The 22,851-nt window shown below is 68.8% G+C and carries 21 protein-coding genes and 1 pseudogene; 13 read left to right on the forward strand and 9 right to left on the reverse strand.

Annotated features, from left to right (window positions below; translation table 11 throughout):
• Positions 1-328: 328 nt before the first annotated feature.
• The 6 genes from cobA to DIE12_RS27020 all read left to right on the forward strand — a co-directional run bounded on the left by cobA (position 329) and on the right by DIE12_RS27020 (position 5,599).
• The gene (gene cobA, locus DIE12_RS26995) at positions 329-1,090 is read left to right on the forward strand and encodes a uroporphyrinogen-III C-methyltransferase (protein WP_124522044.1); all 762 of its coding nucleotides are present in this window, start codon (positions 329-331) and stop codon (positions 1,088-1,090) included.
• A 171-nt stretch (positions 1,091-1,261) separates the two neighbouring features.
• Positions 1,262-1,858 carry an ANTAR domain-containing response regulator gene (locus DIE12_RS27000; protein WP_124522046.1) on the forward strand — a complete coding sequence of 199 codons (597 nt, stop codon included), beginning with the start codon at positions 1,262-1,264 and terminating at the stop codon, positions 1,856-1,858.
• A gap of 5 nt (positions 1,859-1,863) precedes the next feature.
• Positions 1,864-2,907, forward strand: a complete 1,044-nt coding sequence (locus tag DIE12_RS27005; protein WP_124522048.1) for a CmpA/NrtA family ABC transporter substrate-binding protein — start codon at positions 1,864-1,866, stop codon at positions 2,905-2,907.
• Positions 2,908-3,026: 119 nt separating this feature from the next.
• Positions 3,027-3,626: a uracil-DNA glycosylase family protein gene (locus DIE12_RS27010; protein ID WP_124484636.1), complete on the forward strand. Its 600-nt coding sequence runs from the start codon at positions 3,027-3,029 to the stop codon at positions 3,624-3,626.
• A 203-nt stretch (positions 3,627-3,829) separates the two neighbouring features.
• A complete protein-coding gene (locus tag DIE12_RS27015; RefSeq protein ID WP_044843331.1) occupies positions 3,830-4,771 on the forward strand; it encodes a helix-turn-helix transcriptional regulator in 942 nt (313 codons plus the stop codon).
• A gap of 129 nt (positions 4,772-4,900) precedes the next feature.
• The gene (locus DIE12_RS27020) at positions 4,901-5,599 is read left to right on the forward strand and encodes a fumarylacetoacetate hydrolase family protein (protein ID WP_124522050.1); all 699 of its coding nucleotides are present in this window, start codon (positions 4,901-4,903) and stop codon (positions 5,597-5,599) included.
• Positions 5,600-5,787: 188 nt separating this feature from the next.
• Here DIE12_RS27020 and DIE12_RS27025 read toward each other — a convergent pair.
• Positions 5,788-6,096: pseudogene (locus DIE12_RS27025) on the reverse strand (MFS transporter); the annotation flags it as partial.
• Positions 6,097-6,420: 324 nt separating this feature from the next.
• On the opposite strand from DIE12_RS27025, the gene DIE12_RS27030 reads away from it, so the two are divergent.
• Positions 6,421-6,654 (forward strand): hypothetical protein, encoded by a 234-nt coding sequence (locus tag DIE12_RS27030; RefSeq protein ID WP_011549124.1) that lies wholly within the window; start codon positions 6,421-6,423, stop codon positions 6,652-6,654.
• Between the two features lie 183 nt (positions 6,655-6,837).
• On the opposite strand, the gene DIE12_RS27035 is transcribed toward DIE12_RS27030, so the two are convergent.
• Complete coding sequence (locus DIE12_RS27035) at positions 6,838-7,440, reverse strand: J domain-containing protein (protein WP_124522052.1); 603 nt, start codon at positions 7,438-7,440, stop codon at positions 6,838-6,840.
• 180 nt (positions 7,441-7,620) lie between these two features.
• On the reverse strand, positions 7,621-8,706 hold the full coding sequence (locus tag DIE12_RS27040) for a helix-turn-helix domain-containing protein (protein ID WP_260426907.1): 1,086 nt from the start codon (positions 8,704-8,706) through the stop codon (positions 7,621-7,623).
• A 490-nt stretch (positions 8,707-9,196) separates the two neighbouring features.
• Here DIE12_RS27040 and DIE12_RS27045 point away from each other — a divergent pair, with 490 nt between their 5' ends.
• On the forward strand, positions 9,197-10,165 hold the full coding sequence (locus DIE12_RS27045; RefSeq protein ID WP_124522056.1) for a helix-turn-helix domain-containing protein: 969 nt from the start codon (positions 9,197-9,199) through the stop codon (positions 10,163-10,165).
• A 134-nt stretch (positions 10,166-10,299) separates the two neighbouring features.
• Here DIE12_RS27045 and DIE12_RS27050 read toward each other — a convergent pair whose 3' ends face one another.
• Complete coding sequence (locus DIE12_RS27050) at positions 10,300-11,892, reverse strand: trypsin-like peptidase domain-containing protein (protein ID WP_185500364.1); 1,593 nt, start codon at positions 11,890-11,892, stop codon at positions 10,300-10,302.
• Between the two features lie 244 nt (positions 11,893-12,136).
• Positions 12,137-13,012 (reverse strand): LysR family transcriptional regulator, encoded by an 876-nt coding sequence (locus DIE12_RS27055; protein WP_124522060.1) that lies wholly within the window; start codon positions 13,010-13,012, stop codon positions 12,137-12,139.
• Positions 13,013-13,153: 141 nt separating this feature from the next.
• Between DIE12_RS27055 and DIE12_RS27060 the strand changes: the two genes are divergently transcribed.
• Positions 13,154-14,407, forward strand: a complete 1,254-nt coding sequence (locus DIE12_RS27060; protein WP_124522062.1) for an MFS transporter — start codon at positions 13,154-13,156, stop codon at positions 14,405-14,407.
• Positions 14,408-14,482: 75 nt separating this feature from the next.
• Here DIE12_RS27060 and DIE12_RS27065 read toward each other — a convergent pair whose 3' ends face one another.
• Positions 14,483-15,955, reverse strand: a complete 1,473-nt coding sequence (locus DIE12_RS27065; RefSeq protein WP_124522064.1) for a PLP-dependent aminotransferase family protein — start codon at positions 15,953-15,955, stop codon at positions 14,483-14,485.
• A 197-nt stretch (positions 15,956-16,152) separates the two neighbouring features.
• Between DIE12_RS27065 and DIE12_RS27070 the strand changes: the two genes are divergently transcribed.
• Positions 16,153-17,352 carry a GNAT family N-acetyltransferase gene (locus DIE12_RS27070; protein WP_124522066.1) on the forward strand — a complete coding sequence of 400 codons (1,200 nt, stop codon included), beginning with the start codon at positions 16,153-16,155 and terminating at the stop codon, positions 17,350-17,352.
• Between the two features lie 21 nt (positions 17,353-17,373).
• Here the strand turns inward: DIE12_RS27070 and DIE12_RS27075 are convergent, their stop codons facing one another.
• On the reverse strand, positions 17,374-17,856 hold the full coding sequence (locus tag DIE12_RS27075) for a DUF3331 domain-containing protein (protein ID WP_124522067.1): 483 nt from the start codon (positions 17,854-17,856) through the stop codon (positions 17,374-17,376).
• 562 nt (positions 17,857-18,418) lie between these two features.
• Between DIE12_RS27075 and DIE12_RS27080 the strand changes: the two genes are divergently transcribed.
• The 3 genes from DIE12_RS27080 (at position 18,419) to DIE12_RS27090 (ending at position 21,302) form a co-directional block, all read left to right on the forward strand.
• Positions 18,419-19,483, forward strand: a complete 1,065-nt coding sequence (locus tag DIE12_RS27080; protein ID WP_044843313.1) for a 2,3-butanediol dehydrogenase — start codon at positions 18,419-18,421, stop codon at positions 19,481-19,483.
• A 213-nt stretch (positions 19,484-19,696) separates the two neighbouring features.
• Positions 19,697-20,353 (forward strand): VC0807 family protein, encoded by a 657-nt coding sequence (locus DIE12_RS27085; protein ID WP_124484625.1) that lies wholly within the window; start codon positions 19,697-19,699, stop codon positions 20,351-20,353.
• Positions 20,354-20,435: 82 nt separating this feature from the next.
• Positions 20,436-21,302, forward strand: coding sequence for a CPBP family intramembrane glutamic endopeptidase (locus DIE12_RS27090; RefSeq protein ID WP_124522069.1), 867 nt, complete (start codon positions 20,436-20,438; stop codon positions 21,300-21,302).
• Between the two features lie 43 nt (positions 21,303-21,345).
• Here the strand turns inward: DIE12_RS27090 and DIE12_RS27095 are convergent, their stop codons facing one another.
• Together DIE12_RS27095 and DIE12_RS27100 are read right to left on the reverse strand one after the other, a co-directional pair.
• Complete coding sequence (locus DIE12_RS27095) at positions 21,346-22,326, reverse strand: aldo/keto reductase (RefSeq protein WP_044843310.1); 981 nt, start codon at positions 22,324-22,326, stop codon at positions 21,346-21,348.
• Between the two features lie 323 nt (positions 22,327-22,649).
• A partial coding sequence (locus DIE12_RS27100) for a MarC family protein (protein WP_311768015.1) occupies positions 22,650-22,851 on the reverse strand: 202 nt, incomplete at its 5' end.

Here is a 22,851-nt window from a genome sequence, read left to right on the forward strand (position 1 = left end):
GCATGCGGGCCGGCGTCCGTCGTGGCGGTCGCGCCGTGTGTATCGCCGCACTTATTGCCGCATTTGTCGCCACGTCTGTTGCCGCGCTCGCCGCCCGGTTCGAGCAGGTTGGCCCGGATATTGCTGATTCCGGACCACACCGGCAACGGCGCCGGTGGGCAGTCCCCGCAAGTCGGGCCCGCCGTTGCAGGCGGGCGCAACAGATCAGGACAACGACGTCCCCCCGTGCCCGGCACGGCCGGATGTCGCGATCGCGTCGACCGCCCGCCGCCGCCGCAAGCAACAATGCGTTATCGATCGCCGCACGCACGCGGCACTGGAACACGACATGACGACTGGAAAAGTCACGCTGCTGGGCGCCGGGCCCGGCGATCCCGATCTCCTCACACTGAAGGCCGTGAAGGCGCTGGCGGCCGCCGACGTGCTGCTGCTCGACGATCTCGTCGCGCCCGGCATCGTCGAACTCGCGCCGCACGCGCGCGTGATCCGCGTCGGCAAGCGCGGCGGCTGCCGCTCCACGCCGCAGGCGTTCATCGAGAAACTGATGCGCCGCTGCGCGCTGCGCGGCGCGCACGTCGTGCGCGTCAAGGGCGGCGACGCGCTGCTGTTCGGCCGCGCCGGCGAGGAACTCGCGACGCTGCGCGCCGCCGCGATTCCCGTCGACATCGTCAACGGCATCTCGTCGGGCTTCGCGGCCGCCGCGAGCCTCGGCATCTCGCTCACGCACCGCGAGCACTGCCAGGGCGTCACGTTCGTCACCGCACACCGCCAGGACCACGGCGAACCCGACTGGGCGGCGCTCGCGGCGACCGGCACCACGCTCGCGATCTACATGGGCATGAGCCGCGTCGACAGCATCGCGGCGGGCCTGCTCGCCGCCTTGCCCGCGTCGACGCCGGCCGCCGCCGTGCAGTGGGCCGGCACGCCGCACGAGCGCCGCTGGGCAGGCACGCTCGGCGGCCTCGCGCGCGGCGTCGCGGCGGCCGGGCTCGGCAGCCCGGCCGTGATGCTGGTCGGCGCGGCGATCGGCGAAACCGCCGTGCGGTGCACCGATGTCGCCGGCGAGGCGCTCCTGTCGCGGGCGGCGTAGCATGGGTCACGTCACGCGGCACCGTCCGCACGCCCGTTCCGCTCACCGCGGCCGCGTTCACGCCGGCTGCCGGGGATGCATGCGCGAGGTTCCGCGCACATCGACTTCCGCCCGCACCCCGCAACCCCCGTTCAACCCTTGCACCGAAGCCGGTCCGTCCCCGTTCGCGTCATGAGTTCGTCCGTCCCGCCCGCACGCCTGCGCGTGCTGCTCGTCACCGACACCGACAAGCCGATCGGCGAACTCGGCGACGCGCTCGCGCGCCTCGGCTACGAGATGCTCAACGACGTCGCGACGCCCGCGCGCCTGCCCGCGGCCGTCGAGGAGCAGCGCCCCGACGTCGTGATCATCGATACCGATTCGCCGTCGCGCGACACGCTCGAGCAACTGGCCGTGATGCACGCGACCGCGCCGCGCCCCGTGCTGATGTTCAGCCACGATGCCGACCAGGCGCTGATTCACGCGGCGGTCGGCGCCGGCGTCAGCGCGTATCTCGTCGAAGGGCTGTCGGCCGAGCGCCTCGCGCCGATCCTCGAAGTCGCGCTTGCGCGCTTCTCGCACGACGATGCGCTGCGCCGCCGGCTCGCCGACGTCGAGCGCGAGCTCGCCGAACGCAAGCTGATCGATCGCGCGAAGCGCCTGCTGATGGATCAGCGCAGGCTGTCCGAGCACGATGCGTATGCGTTGCTGCGCAAGCGCGCGATGGACCAGGGCCTGCGCATCGTCGACGTCGCGCGGCAACTGCTCGATGCGTCCCAACCGTCATGAATGCCATGAACCCTTCGCCTCCCGCCGCGCCGGAACGCGCGCATCTTCGTCTCGGGTTCGTCGCGCTGAGCGACGCGGCCCCGCTGATCGTCGCGCAGCAGCTGAATCTCGGCGCGCGCCACGGCCTGACGCTGGAACTGAGCCGCCAGCCGTCCTGGGCCGCCGTGCGCGACAAGCTGCTGAGCGGCGAACTCGACGCCGCGCACGCGCTGTACGGGCTCGTGTGCGGGCTGCAGCTCGGCATCGGCGGCCCGCAGGCCGACATGGCCGCGCTGATGGTGCTGAACCGCAACGGCCAGGCGATCACGTTCGCCCGCGGCCTCGCCGACGCCTACCGCGCCAGCGGCGACGTCCGCGCGGCGCTCGCGACGCTCGGACGCAAGCCGCTGCTCGCGCAGACCTTCCCGACCGGCACGCATGCGATGTGGCTGAACCACTGGCTCGCGTCGCACGGCATCGATCCGTTGCGCGACGTGCGCAGCGTCGTGATTCCGCCGCCCGAGATGGTCGCGGCGCTCGCGAGCGGCGAACTCGACGGCTTCTGCGCGGGCGAGCCGTGGCACGCGGTGGCCGAAGCGTGCGGCGCGGGCCGGACCGTCGCCGTCACCAGCGAGATCTGGCCCGATCATCCGGAGAAGGTGCTCGCGGCCCGGCGCGATTTCGTCGCGCTGTATCCGGCCACCGCGCGCGCGCTGATCCGCACGCTCGTCGATGCGTGCGCGTGGCTCGACAGCGCCGCGCACCGTCGCGACGCGGCCGGCTGGCTCGCGTCGCCCGATGCGCTCGGCGTACCGGCCCGGCTGATCGCGCCGCGCCTGCTCGGCGACTACGGCCCGGGGCCGTTCGCGCAGCCGCCGCTGCCGATCCGCTTCCACGACGGCGGCGCCGTGAACCGGCCGGATCCCCAGGAAGGCCGGTGGTTCCTGTTGCAATACCGCCGCTGGGGCATGCTCGACGGCACGCACGACGACGCGGCCATCGCCGCGGCGATCGCGCAGACGGCGTTGTATGATGCTGCGGTCGCCGAAGGCGGTGCGGCGGACAGGTGATCCCGGCACGGATGCCGGGGCCGCCGCGCAGCACCATGCCGCGCCCCGCGGAATGCCTGACCCGATGCGCCGGTCCGCTCCGGCTCGCCGCGCCGCCAGTCCGTCCCCGTTCAGAATCGATGCCGAAACGAACGCGCACACCGCTCGACGTGCTGCTCACCGAAATCCGCGCGTGCCGCGCCTGCGAAGCCGACCTGCCGCTCGGCCCGCGCCCCGTCGTGCGCGCCCATCGCGACGCCCGCATCCTGATCGTCGGGCAGGCGCCCGGCGCCCGCGTCCATGCGAGCGGCATCCCGTGGGACGATGCCAGCGGCAAGCGGCTGCGCGACTGGCTCGGTGTCGACGCCGACACGTTCTACGACGAGACCCGCTTCGCGATCGTGCCGATGGGATTCTGCTACCCAGGCCGCGGCGCGAGCGGCGACAACCCGCCGCGTCCTGAATGCGCGCCACTGTGGATCGACCGGCTGCTCGCCGAATTGCCGTCGATCCGGCTGACGCTGCTGATCGGCCAGTACGCGCAGCGGCATTTCCTGCGCGACACGCGCCAGGCGACGCTGACCGACACCGTGCACGCGTGGCGCGACTACGGCCCCGACGTGCTGCCGCTGCCGCATCCGTCGCCGCGCAACCAGGCGTGGTTCAAGCACCATCCGTGGTTCGATGCCGAGGTCGTGCCGGAACTGCGGCGGCGCGTCGCACCGCTGATCGCTGGCTGACCGAAACCGGGCGCGCCCCTGCTCCCTGTCGCGACGAACCGGAACGACATCGACTTTGTTCGGCCGCCTGATTGCGGTGTCGCCGGGCCGGATGGAGCGTGTCCCCGCCCGTCCGGCCTGCGCGGATCGGCCCGCGGATTCCGGCCGCGCCCGGTTCGCTGTACCATCGCGGCTCAACCGCGTCACCAACAGCAGAATCCTTCATGCCCTCCACCGCCCCGCCGCGCCTGTACGGGATGCCCGAACGCAGCGACCGGCTCGATTTCTACATCCGCGACCAGGCGTCGCGCCAGGCGATCACCGAGCCGCACCGGCACGCGTATTTCCAGATCCAGTTCAACCTCGGCGGCGACACCGAGCAGCGGATCGGCGGCGTCACGCGGCCGTTTCCGCGCGGCGCGCTCGCGTTCGTGCTGCCGCACCGAGAACACCTGATTCCGCATCCGGAAGGCGCGCACTTCATCGTCATCAACTTCAGCCAGGCGTTCCTGCGCGCCGATCTCGACGTCGATCCGCTCGATCTCGAGGATGTCCCCGCGCAGCGCTTTCCGGAGCTGACGCCGTTCCGCTTCCAGGAACATCTCGACTTCATCCTGACCGGCGACGCGTTCGACGAGGCGCGGCGCCTCGCGCTGTGCATGCTCGATGCCGACCGCGTGCGCACCTTCGGCTCGACCACGTTGCTGCGCGGCTACCTGCTGCAGCTGATCGGCCTCGTCTGCACGCAGTACGCGGGCGCGCTCGACAAGCTCGCGCAGCGTGGCGCCCAGCGCGCGGGCCGGCGCGACGCCCTCGCGCGCGTGCTGCGCCACGTGCGCGCGAACCTGACCCGCGAGGACCTGACGCTCGCGGCCACCGCCGAGGCCGCATTCCTGTCGCCGAACTACCTCGCGCACCTGGTGCGCAAGGAAACCGGCAGCACCTTCACCGATCTCGTGACCGAGCGCCGGATCGCGCTCGCGCAGTCGCTGCTCGCGCATACGAGCCGGCGCATCGCCGACATCGCGCGCTCGGTCGGCTTCCGCGACGAAGGGTATTTCGCGCGGCGCTTCCGCGCGCGGGTCGGCGTGTCGCCGAAGGCGTACCGGGATGCCAACGCCGCGCTGCCGGACGCCGACGCAGCGCCGACGGCCGGCGACGCGTAGATTTGTCCGGTTAAAGCGCAGTTGCGTCGCATCCCGGCGCGCATGCGTCGGGTATCGTTCCATGCATGCCGGCCCGCGGCGCATTGCGCGGGCAACGGCATCCGTCTATTCATCGAACGAGGTCATCCGATGTCCGCATACGTCATCGACGCTTCCGAGCGTCCTTCCGTCGAAGTCGAACAGTCGTCCGCGCGCTTTCCGGTGCGCCGCGTGTTCTGCGTCGGCCGCAACTACGCCGACCACGCACGCGAAATGGGCGCCGATCCCGACCGTGAGCCGCCGTTCTTCTTCACGAAGCCGGCCGACGCGATCGTCCCGGCCGCTGGCACCGTCCCGTATCCGCCGCTGACAAACGACCTCCATCATGAAATCGAGCTGGTCGTCGCGATCGGCAAGGACGGCCGGTCGATCGACCCGGCCGATGCGCTGTCGCACGTGTGGGGCTACGGCGTCGGCGTCGACCTCACGCGCCGCGACCTGCAGGCCGAAGCGAAGAAGCTGAGCCGGCCGTGGGACTGGGCGAAGGGCTTCGATGCGTCGGGCCCCGTGACCGCGCTGCGCGCTGCGACCGCGACCGGCCATCCGGCAAGCGGCCGGATCTGGCTCGCGGTCAATGGCGAAACGCGCCAGCAAGGCGATCTCGCCGACATGATCTGGGCCGTGCCGGACGTGATCTCGTACGTGTCGCGCTCGGTCGAGCTGAAGGCCGGCGACCTGATCTTCACCGGCACGCCGGCCGGCGTCGGCGCGCTGCAGCCGGGCGACCGCGTGACGGGTGGCGTCGACGGCGTCGCGACGTTCGAGTTCACGATGGGGGCGAAGCCGTAAGGCATCGTGCGGGCGCATGCGACGCGCAGTCGGTCGGACGGCTGTCGGGTCGGGTCGTATCGCTCCTTGTCGATCCGGGCAGCGATCGCATCGCGCCGGATCGGCATGCCGGTCCTGTCGCGTCGATCACGCGCGCCGTTCGCGGGCGTCGAAGATTCGTACGCACACCGCGGCCGCCAGCGCGATCGCCGTGGACTGGTCGCCATCGCACAGCCCAGCGACCCGAGCGTGAAGATGCCGAGGCGCGTCAGCATGATCGGTCGCCGCCCGGACCGGTCCGAGAGCGGCCCCATCACGAACTCGAGCGACACGGCGACCGCCGCGTAGCCGCCTAGCGACAGCGCGACGAGCGCATAGTCGGCGCGCAGGTCGCGCGCGATCGCCGGCAGCGACGGCAGGAACAGGCTCAACGGCAGCACCGAGAACGCGCACAGCAGGATCAGCGTTGCGTGTCGCGGTGCAGCCGGCTCGGAAGCGATCGGCAGGTTTGGATGCAAGCGGGTGCCCACCCCGCACGCGTCGCGTGGACGTGCGCAATGCAAAAGACGTTCTTCGTGGATTTCCGGGGAGGTCGGTTGTCGACCCTGAACGGCCCTTCGGATTTATCCAAAGCGGCCAATCGTTGTGACCTGCAGCGGGATTTTGTAGCCACGCTCGATGAGTATCTTGGCCTCGGCGCGACTGCGGAATCATGCCCGATTAAATTGCTTCTCCCGCAGCGTGCCGTTGGAACCCTCAACGGAATCGTTCTGCCAAGGGCGGCAAGAACGGACACAGCGTGTACGATCTGGTCTTCAAGAAAACCATCCAAGGAGAGAGGAATGAATCCGGAACAGGCCCGAGCCGAAGAAACCCAGGCGATGGAGCGCATGGTGGCCGCCACGCTGCGCGTGCAGAGTACGTTCGCCTCGATGCAGAAGCAATTTCCGCCGCAAGGCAGCGGCGAGCCCTCGCCGTTCGCGCTGCAAACCTTTGATGCCGCCCTGCAGGAACTTGAAGACGCACAGGCCGCGTTCGATGCGCTGCTGAACGATCTGATCGACGGTAACCGCTAAAGACCACGCCCTTATCTGCACCGATTGTCGACGATCTAAAAAGCTGTGTCGAACGGCCGTTTGTGGCCGAACACTGCCCAACTAGCCGTCAATTCATAAAGCAGTCGATCGAAGAACCTCCCCCGAAGATGCCACCGACCGCGGCCAAGTTCCGCGTTCGCAAAACCGGTCCCCCACCAGGACTCACGGGCGCAGCCCGAACACGCCGTGCCACAGAGCGCTGAAAAAATCCGTATGCGCGTGTTCGTCACTCCTTCGTGCGTCGCTCTTTGGTGCCTGCTCCGATGCCTCCTGTGTCGCCCTCTCGTCGCCTTGCGGCATCTGCTCATCACGCTGCCCGTCCCGCGATGCGCCCGGCTGGCGCGACGCATGCAGCTCGACCACACTGCCGGCAATGCGCTCGGCGAGTTGAACATCGCAATCACGGCCGAGCAGAACACCGAACACGACGTCGCGGTTGTGCCCTTGCTCGGCGAAGCGCATCGCCAATGCCACGAACCGCGCATATTCCGCTTCGCGCTCTGCCTTCAGGCGTTCCTCTTCTTCGCGAAGCCGTGCGTGACGGCGCATTTCCTCTGCGTAAACGGTGTCATAGACGCGGCGCAGCTTCGGGTCCGAGAGAATCGCGTATGCCTCCTTGATCTCCTGAAATCGCGCATGCGCGTCCGCTTCGCACCCGACATTGCGGTCAGGATGCGCTTTCATCGCTGCTTTTCGGTAGCCGCGCTTGATTTCCTCGTCGGTGGCGTTCTCGCACACACCGAGCAATTCATACATTGTCGTCATGGTGCGTCCGGATGAAAGTCGGATCGCGTTGATCGTAGCATGTCGCCGCGGCGCCCATCCGTCGGGTCGAGAATTCACCAGGTTCTGGACACCCTGAGTGCAGGTCAGGGGCGCCGCTTTCGAGCGGCTATCGAAACACGGCTGCCACCCAGGTTCGTCGTAGTCGACGAGCCAATCCGTTCAACCCTGCCTCTTCGTGAAGCGCTCCCGTTTTGTATCTCCATGCTGGAACAACGGTGCGTACTCGTGCAAATCTCGCGGCGAGATGTCGAAGGCTCGACGGAATGCACGAGTAAAGCTTGATGCATCATTGAAGCCCAACCCCGAGGCAACGTCCTGTACCTCCACATGGGGAAAGCGCACCAGTTCATCGGCCGCCATTCGCAGCCTGCGGTTGCGGATATAAGCGGCCAAGCCCCCTTCATGCTCGAATATTCGGTACACGCTGGCGCGTGAGAGATTAAGCGACGCCAACACGCTGTCGGGCGACAAATTCGGATCATGCAGATTTGCCTCGACGTGCCGCCGCACTTGCCCGTATACAGCAGCGCGGACCGCCGCGCGGGCATTGCCGGCAAGACCCGCCTGGCGGCAGAAGGCCGCAACGATCAACTCTACCGCCGTGAGCAAGGACCGATGCGCTTCGTCCTTGCTCAGTCCGACGATGGTTTTATTGAGCGCCACCAGATGCTCGATCAGCATGCGCGTCAGAGGATCGGTAGCGTGAATCCAGCGGCCATGCAGCGACGCCGCATCAGGGAATGACTTTTCCACCAGTGCGCGTGGCACAAACAGGAGAAGTATCCGGCTATGAAAACTCCGGACCGTGCACGGCTGATCCATGTCCAGGGCGAGGATACTTGGCACGTGCGGCACGTGCGGCGCGTCGGACCGTGGTTTGCCGCCCAGGAACTGCCCCGGCGATCCTTCAAGGTATATGCTGAACGACACATCCCGCACGCTCTCGGTCGAAACCCGACCCAACGATCGCACGGCCAGGTTCGGCCCCGTGCGAAAGTCGAAGATGCTCAGATTGTCGATCGTGTAACGGGACATCGATGCATCGAACGTATCCTCGGCTTGCTTCGACGAAGGCAATATGTCGTAGACGGGACTCATGCGCTCTTGCCAGGCCAGCAAGCTTCGACGGGCGTCGCCTTGAACGCTGAAACTGCTGTGCACGATGCCGGGCGCGAGCACCGGCCGCTCCGGCGGCAACAACAGGCGGCCTGGCGGTATCGCAGTGTGTAGTGGGTCGTCGTTCAATGCGGCGCTCTTCGCTGATTTTCGTCCGGCTTTGATCTGCCCAGCACTCCTGAACGCCATATCGATCCAATCGCTCGCCCGGAACGCGCTAGTGCAGCATGGGAAGCATACCAGTACGTGCTTTGCCGTAGCACACGGCGCGTCCCCTCCCGCTTATTCAGCATCACGCAATCGTTTGCGAATCGCGATTTCACCACCTGCGCGAAGGCGAGCCTGATCGCTCGTGCTTCCGGCAATTCGACCGGGCCCAGCGCATCCGATAGAAGTTCCGTTTTTTTGAGACGGAGTGTCAAGCCGACCCGACCGCCCTTTCTAGAATTCTCGGGGCCGCATGTCCGCGGGTGCTTGCCTGTTTCAGGCGGCCACAGGCTGTCGAATCCGGCCACGCGATAGTTGTCGAAGGCCGCCTGTAAGGCATGCGTCAACGGCTTCGAGTTGCAGAGCCCGAAGCGGGCCGCTGCCGGTCAACAACATCCTTGGGGAATCACCGATGGAATCGGAGCACTCCACCCTATCTCGCTCGCGGATGCCCACCGCAGGGGCGCCGACGCGAGTCGACATTGTGCTGTCCAACGGATTTGCACTGCACGACGTCGCGGCGATCATCGAGATTTTTCATAAAGCAAGTGCGCTGACCACAGCTCGTCCGTCCGGCGAGGCGCGCTATGACGTATCGCTGGTGTCCGCTGCTGGCGGCAGAATTGCCGCCTCTTCATCGGTCTTCGTCTGGACGGAAAGCATCGATTCGCGGCGGCGCGTGGAAGGCAAGCAGATCATGTTCGTCGCAGGCGGAGCGGCTGCTGATCCGGCCTGTCGCGACAAGCGGCTGATCGATTGGCTGCGCCGCCAGCATCCGCTATGCGAAACCGTTCATCCGATCGCAGACGGAAAGCTTCTCCTGGATGCGGCAGGTCTTCCGAGCGGATTTCGTGCCGCCAACGACACGCCCGACATGCAGGCCGCCAGATCGCCGGGCGGCGAGCCTGATGCCATTCGCATTGCGTTGCGCGTGGTCGAAGACGATTTGGGCGGCGAGCTCGCGCGGCAAGTGTCCGGGTCTCTGGCGATGCCGGCGCCTGCACCGTCGGATGCGTTCGTTGCGGCGAGCAACGCGCCACGTGTGAGCGAGCAGATCACGGCATCCGCGCGCTGGCTGGAGGCGAACGTCGACCGGCCCGTCTCGATCGATGCTGCGGCGCAAGTCGCGGCCATGAGCGCGCGCAACTTCCTGAGAAGGTTCAAGAGCGAGATCGGCATGACGCCATCCGACTACCTGCAGCGCGCGCGCTTGAACATGAGCTGCAGGATGCTGGTGGAATCGAGCTTGCCGGTCGACAAGGTCGCGCGTCGCTGTGGCATCAACAGTGGCGCCCAACTGGCGCGGCTGTTCCGGAAATACCTGTCGACAACGCCGACTGAATATCGCATGCGTAACGATGCGACCACCGGCATGGCGTGAGTGCAACGTACATCGGCCGATGAAGCGCGTCGCAACCTGTTCGCCGTTTTCGGTCAAGCCGTCGGATGCGCTGCGTCGTCCACATGACGAATCGACGGAGCGCCGCCGCTCTTCCCCGCGCCCCCGTCGACACCCTACCGCGCCCGCACCGACACGAACTTGCGTGCGTTCTCGCGCTGAATCAGCACGGCGATCACGCCGCCTTTCGCTTCGAGCGCCTGCACGTCGTCCGGCGTTTCGAGCAGCGTGTCGTTGAGTTCGAGCACGACGTCGCCGGGCCGGATGCCCGCGTTCGCGGCCGGCCCGTGCACCGCATCCACCATCATCCCGACCGCGAGCCCGGTCGAACGCCGTTCGGCGTCGCTCAGCGGATGCATCGTCAGCCCGAGCCGATCGCCGGAGTCTGCCGGCCGCGCGGCGGCCATCGCCACGCCGGCGGCACCGGCCGTGCCGACCGTGCCCGCACTGCCCGCACTGCTGCCCGTCGCGGCCGCGGTGTCGATCGCGTCGCCGGCCCCAGCTCCCGCTCCCGCTCCCGTGACCGTCAGCATCATCGGCGTGCGGTTGCGGATCAGCCGCAGCGGCGCCTTTCCGCCGGGCGGCAACGCGGCGGCCAGGTCGTTCAGCTCGGCCGACCGTCCGATCGGCTTGCCGCCGAACTTCACGATCACGTCACCGGGCTTCACGCCGGCCGCGGCGGCGGGCGAGCCGGCATCGACGCCGTTGACGAGCGCGCCCGCCGGACGCGGCAGGCCGAACGCCGCGGCCAGCCCGACGCCGACATCCTGCACGTCGACACCCAGCGCATTGCCGGACGACGCACGCTGCGCCTGAGCATTGGCCCGCATCTGCGCCTGCACCTGCGCACGCACCTTGATGGCGAGTGCGATCGGAATCGCGAACGTCGTGCTCGCATAACGGTCGGCATCCGTATAGACCTGCACCGCGATGCCGATCACGTCGCCCGCGCGATTGAACACGGGGCCGCCCGAGTTGTCGGGGTTCACCGCGATATCGGTCTGGAAGAACGGAAACGCGCTGCCGTCCGGCAGCGCATGCGACGTCGCGCTGACGATGCCGGCCGTGACCGTGTTGCCCGAGCCGTCCGGCGCGCCGATCGTCATCACCGGTTCGCCGGCACGCACCCGCGACGAATCGCCGATATGCACGACCGGCAGCTTTGTCGCGTCGATGTGCAGCACGGCGACGTCGCTCTGCGGATCGACGGTCACCACCGTCGCCTTCAACTCTCGACGATCGGCCAGTCGCACCGTCACATCGGTCGCGTCGGCGACGACATGCGCGGAAGTCAGGATCACCCCGTCGGCGCCGACGATGAAGCCCGAACCGATGCCCGCGATCGCGCGCGGCGACGTATCAGGCGCAGGCGCCTGCGCGCCTTGCGCGGGCGGCAGCGGCGCGCCGCGGCGGAAGAACGCGGCAAGCGGATCGTCGGGATCGAGGTACACGAAGGACGGTCCGCCGGCCTGCTGGTCGGTCGCCGCGGTCATGACGGTCACGATCGTCGGGCCGTAGCGATCGACGATCGCCGAGAAGTCGACCGGCATCGAGTAAGACCGTGCGGCGGGCCTGTTCTTCATCACCGGTGGCGTGGCGAGCGGCGCGATGGTCCCGGCAGCGGCCGGCGGCGCCGCCAAAACCAGGGCGAACACGCCCCCGATCAACGCGGTGCGAAGCACGGCGCGAGCAAGCGTCTGGCGAACCACGGTGCACCTCCCCCGGGCAGTCGCGACGCCGACCCGCGCGAGACGCGCGGACGCCCGACAAGCACCGGTACACCCCTCCATTTATAGTCCACGCCACCTCCGGAACATACGAATCGAAACCCGCATGCCGGGTGGTCGGGCAGCGGCGGAACCGCGACAGCGTTCGTTCCGGACAAAGTTCGCGGTTCGTCAATCGGAACATTCCCCCGACGCGGCGGCGAGGCGCGACGCAATGCGTCCCGCGCTACCAGGCCAGCGCCAGAAAATTGCGCACCACCGCCGACGGATCGTCGCGCCGCGACGCAATCGCGAGCCTCGCGCGCAGCCCGTTGCCCGCGACCTGCCGATACACGACGCCCGCGACCTGCACCTGCGTGATCGCCTTCGGCACGATCGACACGCCGAGCCCGGCCGCGACGAGCGTCACCGCCGAAGCGATTTGCGGCGCGGGCTGCGCCATGCGCGGCTGGAAGCCGGCGGCATTGCACGCGGCGACGATGTCGTCGAACAGCGCGCTGCCCGCTTCGCGCGGCACCTGCACGAACGCCTCGTCGGCCAGCTCCGCCAGATCGATCCGACGCCGCTGCGCGAGCCGATGCGCGACCGGCATCGCGACGAACATCGGCTCCTCGTCCCAGTCCGCTGCCTGCAGCGTGTCCGCGATGCGGCGTTCCGGACGAACGATCGCGACGTCGAGCCGCCCGGCCGCCAGCGCGTCGAGCAGCACGCCGGAGGTCGCCTCCTGCAACGTCAGATCCGTATCGGGAAACGCTTCGCGAAAGCGGCGAATCAGGTCCGCTACTTTCGAATTGAAGGCCGCCGTCCCGGTGAACCCGACCCGCAACTGCCCGATCTCCCCGCGCGCCGCCCGTCTTGCCGCCCGCGCCGCGCGCTCCGCGTCGGCGAGCACGCGCCGTGCCTCTTCCGCGAACACCTCTCCGGCCACGGTCAGTTCGGCGCCGCGTGCGGTCCGCTTGAACAACGCCACGCCGAGTTCGTTCTCGAGCGCCTTGATCTGCTGGCTGAGCGGCGGCTGACCCATGCCGAGCGTTTCCGCGGCCTTCGTGAAGTTGGATGTGGCCGCCACGGCCAGAAAGTATCGGAGATGCCGAAGTTCCATGCGTTGACGTGATCCCGGGGTAGATGGAGGCGGCGTTCGAGCCAGTCGAAAAACGTATCGCTACGGTTCATTTCATATATTGGACATATACATGAGCGTGCGCAAGAATTCGGGCATTCCCTGACCCATCGGGCACCTGTCATGTCCACTCCCGCAATGTCACCCGCCACGAATCGCGCCGCGAACGCCGCGCCGGATGCGCTGCCTATCGGCGTGTCGCCGCGCTCGGCAGCCTACAAGCGCATCGCGCTGGCGCTGTTCCTCGCCGGCTTTTCCACCTTCTCGCTGCTGTACTGCGTGCAGCCGCTGCTGCCCGCGTTCGCACGCGAGTTCAACATCGGCGCGGCGTCGAGCTCGCTGTCCCTGTCGCTGTCGACCGGGCTGCTGGCGGTCTCCATCCTGTGCGCCGGCGCGCTGTCCGAACGCGTCGGACGACGCGGGCTGATGTTCGCGTCGATGACGCTGGCCGCGCTGTTCAACCTGCTCGCCGCGATTTCGCCGAACTGGAACCTGCTGCTGCTCTGGCGCGCGCTCGAAGGGTTCGCGCTCGGCGGCGTTCCGGCGGTGGCGATGGCCTATCTCGCCGAGGAAATCGCCGCCGACGGGCTGGGCCTGGCGATGGGACTTTACGTCGGCGGCACCGCGTTCGGCGGCATGATCGGGCGGATCGGGATGAGCGCGCTCGAAGAGTATTTCTCGTGGCGCACCGCGATGCTGACGATCGGCGTGGTCGACCTCGTCGCGGCGGTCGCGTTCGTGATGCTGCTGCCGCAGTCGCGACGCTTCGTGAAGCGCACCGACCTGACGCTGCGTCACCATCTGCGGCTGTGGAACGCGCAGCTGCATCACGCGCGGCTGCCGTTCGTGTTCGCGATCGGCTTCCTCGTGATGGGCGCGTTCGTGACCGTCTACAACTACGCCGGATTCCGGCTGACGGCCGCACCGTTCAACCTGAGCGCGACCGCCTGCGGGCTGATCTTCGGCGCCTATCTGTTCGGGATGGTGTCTTCGTCGAGCGCCGGTGCGCTCGCCGATCGTCTCGGGCGCGCGCCCGTCCTCGTCAGCGGCATGCTCGTGTTCGCGGCCGGCCTCGCGCTGACGCTGTCGCATTCGCTCGTCGCGATCATCGTCGGGATCGTGCTGATCACGATCGGCTTCTTCGTCGCCCATGCGGTCGCGAGCGGCTGGGTCGGGCATCTCGGCGGTTCCGCGAAGGGGCACGCCGCGTCGCTCTACCTGCTGGCCTATTATCTCGGGTCGAGCGTGCTGGGCTCGGTCGGCGGCTCGTTCTGGCAACACGGGGCGTGGAGCGCCGTCGTCGCGTATGTCGCGGTGCTGCTCGTGCTCGGCCTGGCGGCGGCGCACCGGATCATGCGCGCGGAACGCGTGCGGTAAGCACCGGCTCGCCCGCTGCGCCTCCCGGTGATTGGCGGCGGATTTGCGGTGAATTCGCGGCGATGCGACTGCGCCTCACTCGCCCGCGACCCGATGCGCGATCGTCGACAGCGTCCGCAGCATCGGCGCGAACGCATCGGCCGACGTATTGCCGAACCCGAGCACGAGCCCGTTTGCCAGCGACGTCGCGTGGATCGAGAACCCCGACAGCGGGAACGGCCCGATCCCGTGCGCGCGCGCCGCTTCGACGATCGCGCGGTCGCGATAACGGGCCGGCAGCCGCAACGCCAGATGCAGCCCGCACGGCCCGCCCTCGACCTGATGCGGCACGGTGAACGCGTCGTCCAGCGCGGCGAGCAGCGAGCGCCGCCGGTCGCGATACAGCCGTCGCATCCGCCCGAGATGGCGCCCGTACTCCCCCGTCTCGATGAAATCGGCGAGCGCGAGCTGCACGTGGCGCGTGCCGCCGCGCAGCATCTCCGGCAACGCTGGCCGCACTGCGGCGAGCAGCGCGTCGGGCAACACGAGAAAGCCGATCCGCAAGGCCGGAAACATCGTCTTGCTGAACGAGCCGAGATAGACGACCGGCGAATCGGCCGCGAGCCCGTGCAACGCGCCGATCGGCTCGCCGGTATGCCGAAACTCGCTGTCGTAATCGTCCTCGATGATCCACGCGCGATGCCGGCGTGCGGCGTCGATGAGCGCGAGCCGGCGCGAGATCGACAGCACCGCGCCGGTCGGGAACTGGTTCGACGGCGTGGTGTAGACGAGCCGGGGCGTCCGTTCGCGCCAGTCCGTGTCGGCCGCGCGCAGCCCCTCCGCGTCGACCGGCATCGGCACGACGTCGAGATCGGCCGCCTGCATCGCGGTGCGCGCACCGCGATAGCCGGGCTCCTCGACCCAGACCGTGTCGCCGGGGTTCGTCAGCAACTGCGCGCACAGCGCGATCGCGCCCTGCGCGCCTTCGGTGATCACGATCTGCTCCGGATCGCAGCGCACGCCGCGCGTCACGGCCAGGTGGCGCGCGATCGACTCGCGCAGCGCGCGTTCGCCGAGCGGGTCGCCATACGCGAGCAGGTCGCGGCCGGCGCGGCGCAGCGCGCGGTCGATCGCATGCCGCCATGCATCCACCGGGAAATGCGACAGCGCGGGCACGCCCGGCCGGAAGCCTTCCGACTCGCCGGCGCCGATCAGGCTCGGGCGGATCCGGCCGAGCCGCTGCGCGACGGCCGGCGGTGCGACCCGCCGGCGCGGCGTGGCCGGCCGCGACAGGCCGACCACGCGCGTTCCGCGGCGATCGGATTGCAGGAAGCCTTCGGCGACGAGTTGCTCGTAGACGGCCGCCGTCGTGTTGCGCGACACGCCGAGCGTCTCGGCCAGCGCGCGCGTGCCGGGCAGCCGCGTTCCGGCCGGCATCGCACCGCCGAGAATCGCGTCGCGCACGCGGCGCAGCAGTTGCCGCTGCAACGAAGGCGCGCCGGCCGTGCGCGCGAGCGGCGCGTCGAGCGGCAACAGCGGTGCGTCGCCGGAAGGAAAGGCAGTCGTCATCGGGATATCGCGGCGTGGAAGTCTCGGTGCATGGCGCGCCGATCGCGGCGCCGGCATGGCACCGGCGCGGCGCGTTCGTGGCACCTTCGTGGCACCATAAATTTGCTGTCGTCTGGCGCTTCTCATGGTACCTCGCCGGGACTACGATCGTCTGCATGCCGGCATGTCGCCGGCCGCCAACCGAAGCGAGATCGACCTTGTCCACGCTCACCAACGACTTCCAGCAGCCCATCGGCCACCCCGTTCCCGACTGGTCCGCGCGCCCTCGCCCGGAACGCATCGTGCTCGAGGGCCGCTACTGCCGCCTCGAACCGCTCGACGCCGACCGCCATGCCGCCGACCTGTACGCCGCGTACGCGCAGGCGCCGGACGGCAGCGACTGGACCTATCTCGCGCACGGGCCGTACGCCGACGAGTCGAGCTACCGCGACTACGCGCGCGGCGCGGCGGCCAGCGCCGATCCGCTGCACTACACGGTGATCGACCGCGCGACGAACCGCGCCGTCGGCACGCTCGCGCTGATGCGCATCGACCCGGCCAACGGCGTGATCGAGGTCGGTTCCGTCACCTTCTCGCCGCTACTGAAGCGCACGCCGATTTCGACCGAAGCGCAGTACCTGCTGATGAAGTACGCGTTCGACACGCTCGGCTACCGGCGCTACGAATGGAAGTGCGACGACCTCAACGAACCGTCGCGCAAGGCGGCCGCGCGGCTCGGCTTCCGTTACGAAGGCACGTTCCGGCAGGCGATCATCTACAAGGGCCGCAACCGCGACACGGCATGGTTCTCGATCGTTGACGGCGAATGGCCGGACGTGCGCGCCGCGTTCGAAGCCTGGCTCGCGCCGGAGAACTTCGACGCCAGCGGTACGCAGCGCGAGACGCTCGTCGCGATCCGCCACGCGCGGGCGCGTGCGCGCGACGCGGCCGGCCGCGCGAACGACGCGACGCGCGTCACGGTCCGGCCGCTCGTGGCCTCCGACGAAGCCGCGTGGCGCCCGCTGTGGCAGGGCTACCAGACTTTCTACGAGACCGCGCTGAGCGACGCCGTGTTCGCGACGACATGGGCGCGCCTGATGGATCCCGCCGAACCGATGTTCGCGCTCGGCGCCTTCGACGCGTCGGGTACGCTGGTCGGCATCGTGCACGCGATCTATCACCGCTCGTGCTGGACCGAAGGGCCGTACTGCTATCTGCAGGACCTGTTCACGGCGGCGGACGCCCGCGGGCAAGGCGCGGGCGGCGCACTGATCGAAGCCGTGTACGAGCGGGCCCGCGAAGCCGGCGCAAGCCGCGTGTACTGGCTCACGCACGAAACCAACACGACCGCCCGCGCGCTGTACGACAAGCTCGCGAACAACGCGGGGTTCATCCAGTACCGGAAGGATCTCAAGTAACGCGAGAGTGCAACCGGTCGCTCAGCCCGGGGTATCGACCGGATCCGTCGCCTCGCCGCGGCCTGGTGCCGCGCGACACGCGGCGCCAGCCGCAGGCGGCACCGACGCGGGGTGGATCATCTCGTCGCCGTTGACCGGCACCGGCCGCCGCACCGGCCGGTACACCGGTTCGCCCGGCTCGATCGCCTGCCCGGAGATCGCGCAGCGGCCCGCCTGCAACGCGACGCGCAAGCGCCAGCGTTGCTCGCCGTAATGGCAGCGCCCGCTTTCGCTCCAGCGCACCAGCAAGCCGTCGTCGCCCGCTTCCAGAACCGACACGAACAGTTGCGGCCGCAACGGTGAAACGCCAGGTGCGACAGGCTCCGGAGTCGGCGCGCGATCGGCACGCTCCTGTGGCCGCGCCATCCCGACGTCTGCCGGTAACGGCATCGCGTCCCGCTCTTCGGCTACCAGCATGTGGTACGACACATACTCGCAGATCAGGCATTCGATAACGTTTGGCATGCTTGACGACATTCCGTGAAGATTGAGACGAGCCGCGCTCGGCCCTTCGCACGGCAGCAACGACCGATTCGGTCATGCACCCCGCCTCCGGTGCAACCGCCATGCACGCATGGCGATCGGACATTGCCGCAGATGATACAAATTGAAGTTAACTTCAAGTAAAGGGGAAACATGCGCAACGATGCGTTTCGCTGATCGCCAATGGACCGCAACGACCGCGGCTACGACGCCCACGACCGAACCGCGCGTCTCGCGTTTCGTCTCAAACGGCTGAGACGAATGTCCCGGCGTCTCACCCGCCGCGTCCCGTCGCAATCGCAGCAAATTTCGCGTTTGACTCGCCCGGCCCCGGCTGACGTCGATGCAGCGCGGCCTGCTGCATCGCACACGGCCCGCCCGGCGCCTTCGCCACCCGAGCGCCGATTCGAGCTGGCCCCGTTCCTGCATGTCGGTCGCTCGCGCAATCGCGCGACGGACGAACCGGCCCCCTGGGTCGCGCGTCCGACGACAACCTGACGGAGACAGCAACGTGAGTACACCGGCATCGAACACCGCTCCCAGCATGAAGGCCGCCGTCTGGCATGGCCGCCACGACATCCGCGTCGAAGAGGTTCCCGTTCCGGCGCATCCGCCGGCCGGCTGGGTCCAGATCCGCGTGCACTGGTGCGGGATCTGCGGCTCCGACCTGCACGAGTACGTCGCCGGGCCCGTGTTCATTCCCGTCGACGCACCGCATCCGCTGACGGGCCTGAAGGGCCAGTGCATCCTCGGCCACGAGTTCAGCGGCGAGATCGCGGCGCTCGGCGCGGGCGTGACGGGCTTCGCGGTCGGCGAGCGCGTGACGGCCGACGCCTGCCAGCATTGCGGCACCTGCTGGTATTGCCGGCACGGGCTGTACAACATCTGCGAGAACCTCGCGTTCACCGGGCTGATGAACAACGGCGCGTTCGCCGAATTCGTGAACGTGCCGGCCGAGCTGCTGTACAAGCTGCCCGACAACTTCCCGACGGAGGCCGGCGCGCTGATCGAGCCGCTCGCGGTCGGGCTGCATGCGGTGAAGAAGGCCGGCAACATCGTCGGCCAGACCGTCGTCGTGGTCGGTGCCGGCACGATCGGCCTGTGCACGATCATGTGCGCGAAGGCCGCGGGCGCCGGACGCGTGATCGCGCTGGAAATGTCGGCCGCGCGCAAGCAGAAGGCGCTGGAGGTCGGCGCGACGGTCGTGATCGATCCGAAGGCGTCCGACGCGGTCGCGGAAGTCAAGGCGCTGACGGGCGGCTACGGCGCCGACGTGTCGTTCGAGTGCATCGGGCACACGGCCACCGCGCAGCTCGCGATCGACGTGATCCGCAAGGCCGGCAAGTCGGTGATGGTCGGCATCTTCGAGGAGCCGACGTCGTTCAACTTCTTCGACATCGTGTCGACCGAGAAGGAAGTGATCGGCTCGCTCGCGTACAACGGCGAATTCGCGGACGTGATCCGCTTCATCGCGGACGGCCGCATCGACGTGCAGCCGCTGATCACCGGCCGGATCACGCTCGGCGACATCGTCACGCACGGCTTCGAGGAGCTGGTCAACCACAAGGACCGGAACGTGAAGATCATCGTCCAGCCCGCGGCCGCCTGACGAACCGTTGACCGGACGATGACGGCCGCGCGGCGGCCGGACGCGGCACCGAACGGTCCCGGGGCATCCCGGGCGCGGCCCCGCCCCGGGCCACCGCATGTTTCCGCCCGTTTTCGGTGCGTGCACAACCGCGCCGGTGCGGCGCGCGGGGTCGGACTTCGATATACTCGAAGCGACATCACCGCCCCGCGCGCCACCCGCGCGCCCGCTTCCGTGAAACCACGAGCCGGCCTGATCCTCGAACTCTTCGTCAACCTGATGCTGCCCTGGGTCGCGTACCGGGTCGCGCATCCGTATTTCGGCGAAACCGGCGCGCTGTACGCGTCGGCGATTCCGCCCATCGTCTGGTCCGTCGTCGAATTCATCCGCTCGCGCCGCATCGATGCGGTGGCCGCCGTCGTGCTGCTCGGCATCGCGCTGTCGATCGCCGGCATGGCGCTCGGCGGCAGCGCGCGCACGCTGCTGATGCGCGAATCGCTCGCGTCCGGCACGATCGGCGTCGTGTTCCTGCTGTCGTTGTTCCGCGATCGTCCGCTGATCTTCTATCTCGCGCGCGCGACGGTGGCCCGCGAGATGGCCGGCGGCGCCGCGCGTTTCGAGACGGTCTGGGCCGAGCAGCCGGGGCTGCGCCAGATGCTGCGCCTGATGACCTTCGTGTGGGGCGCCTGCATGACGCTGGAGATGCTGCTGCGCCTGTGGATGGTCGTCACCTGGCCCGTCGAGCGCGTGCTCGTCGTGTCGCCGATCATGGGCTACACGGTGTTCGGCACGCTGCTGCTGTGGACCTTCTGGTACCGGCGGCGGATGCGCGAGCGCAACAGCGTCGACATCCCGACCCGCGACGGCGTCACCGAGATCGCCGGCCGCTGAGCGCCCGCCCCGTCCGCCCGGCGCGGCCGTCACGGCCGCTGGGGTATGATGCGCGGCTCTCGTTCGCCGCCTGCATCGCCCCATGTCTCTCTCGCTTCTCCCGTGTGCCACGATCTGGCTCGCACTGTTCGCGGCCGCCGCGTTCGCGTGGCAGCGCCCGCTGCATGGCCTGAGCATCGCCGTTGCCGCGCTCGGCTATGCCGGCGCGCTGGCGTTCGGCAAGCTCGAACCGATCGTGCTCGCGCCGCTCGCGCTGCTCGCGGCCGCCGCCTGGGGCGTCGCGCCGGGCCGCCCGCTCGCGCTGCGGATCGTCGCGCACGTCGTGTTTGCCGCGCTCGCGATCGCGCTGAGCCTGCACCTGCTTCCCGGCTTCCACAATCCGCGCGTGATCGAGCCGACGCGTTTCACGCCGGATGCCGTGCCGTTCACGATGTACCTGAATTTCGACAAGCCGCTCGTCGGCCTGTGGCTGCTGTGGGCGCTGCCGTGGGTGGCGCCGGACGTCCCGCCGGCACGCGCGCTGCGCACCGGCGCCGTGGCGGCCGTCGCGACGGCGGCGGCCTGCCTGGCCGGCGCGCTCGCGTTCGGCATGGTCGGCTGGGCGCCGAAATGGCCGGCGTCGGGCTGGATGTGGCTCGTCAACAATGTGCTGCTCGTCACGCTCGCCGAGGAAGCGCTGTTCCGCGGCTACGTGCAAGGCGGGCTCACGCGCGTGCTCGGCCGGTTCGGCTGGGGGCCGTGGGCCGCGCTCGCGATCGGCGCTGGGCTGTTCGGCGCCGCGCACGCGGCCGGCGGCTGGCCCTGGATCGCGCTCGGCACGGTGGCCGGCATCGGCTACGGCCTCGCATGGCGGCGCGGCGGACTGCTCGCATCCGCGCTCGCGCATGCGGGGCTGAACGTGATCCACTTCGCGCTGTTCACCTATCCGATGTTCGCCGCCGCACGCTGAACGCCGCACGCGGCGGCATCCCGCCGGTTTCGCGCGGTCGAACTCAGTTGAAGCCGGCTACCGCGTGCGGCACGTAAGGGCCTTCGAGCGTCGCGATTTCATCGTCCGTCAGCTTCAGCTGCAGCGCGCCGAGCGCATCGTCCAGATGATGCGGCTTCGAGATGCCGACGATCGGCGCGGTGACGCCGCGCTTGTGTGCGACCCACGCGAGCGCGACCTGCGCACGCGGCACGTTGCGCGCGGCGGCGATCGCCGCGACGGCCTCGACGACCGCGCGATCGGCACCGGCCGTCGCGTCGTACATCCGCTGACCGACCTCGTCGCTCTGCTGCCGGCCGGACGACTCGTCCCAATTGCGCGTCAGCCGGCCGCGCGCGAGCGGGCTCCACGGAATCACCGCGATGCCTTCGGCCTCGCACAGCGGCAGCATTTCCCGTTCTTCCTCGCGATACAGCAGGTTCAGGTGGTTCTGCATGCTGACGAAGCGGGTCCAGCCGTTCTGCTTCGACGTATACAGCGCCTTCGCGAACTGCCACGCGAACATCGACGATGCGCCGATGTAGCGCGCCTTGCCGGCCTTCACGACGTCGTGCAGCGCCTCGAGCGTCTCCTCGATCGGCGTGCCGTAGTCCCAGCGGTGGATCTGGTACAGGTCGACGTAGTCGGTGCCGAGCCGCTTCAGGCTCTGGTCGATGTCGGTCATGATCGCCTTGCGCGACAAGCCCGCGCCGTTCGGCCCCGGGCGCATCCGGTAGAACACCTTGGTCGCGATCACGACGTCGTCGCGCTTCGCGAAGTCGCGCAACGCACGGCCGACGATCTCCTCGGACGTGCCGTCCGAATACATGTTCGCGGTATCGAAGAAGTTGATGCCGGCCTCGATCGCCCGCTGGATGATCGGGCGGCTTTCCGCTTCCGGCAGCGTCCAAGGGTGGGTGCCGCGCGACGGCTCGCCGAACGTCATGCAGCCCAGCACCAGCTTCGACACGTCCATCCCGGTCGACCCGAATTTCACGTATTCCATCGCTCGCCTCGTCATTGAAGTGGGGTTGCGGCCGGATGCGCGGCACCGGCTCGGTGCACCGGGCACGAACGCCGTGCGCAGCATCGGCCAGACGTCGCATGGTATCGCGCAGCGCGCGAACGCGTAGTCGACGCGACGGCCTGCTGCGGCCGGGTCGCCCAGGAACGCCGACGCGCCGGAACCGCAGCCCAATCCCACTCGAGCAAGGCTTCGACGGCGCACACCAACGCGCCACGCCGCATCCATGATCAGAATGCGCGGCGTGGCGCCGCGCCGGTTGCCGCGTCGACGAACGAACGGATTACTCGCGAACGACGAACGGCTTACTTGATCTGGTCGGCGAGCGGCTGCAGGAATTCGGAGAAGCCGGTCAGCATGATCTGCACGCCGATGCACAGCAGCAGGAATGCCGACACGCGCTTCGCGACCTTGGTGCCTTCGGTGCCGAGATAGCGGGAGAGCAGCGCGGCACGGCTGTAGGTCAGCCAGATCACGACCGCGACGAGCGCCGACACCGAGATCGAC

The organism is Burkholderia sp. Bp9015 (genome assembly GCF_003853505.1).
GTDB lineage: Bacteria > Pseudomonadota > Gammaproteobacteria > Burkholderiales > Burkholderiaceae > Burkholderia.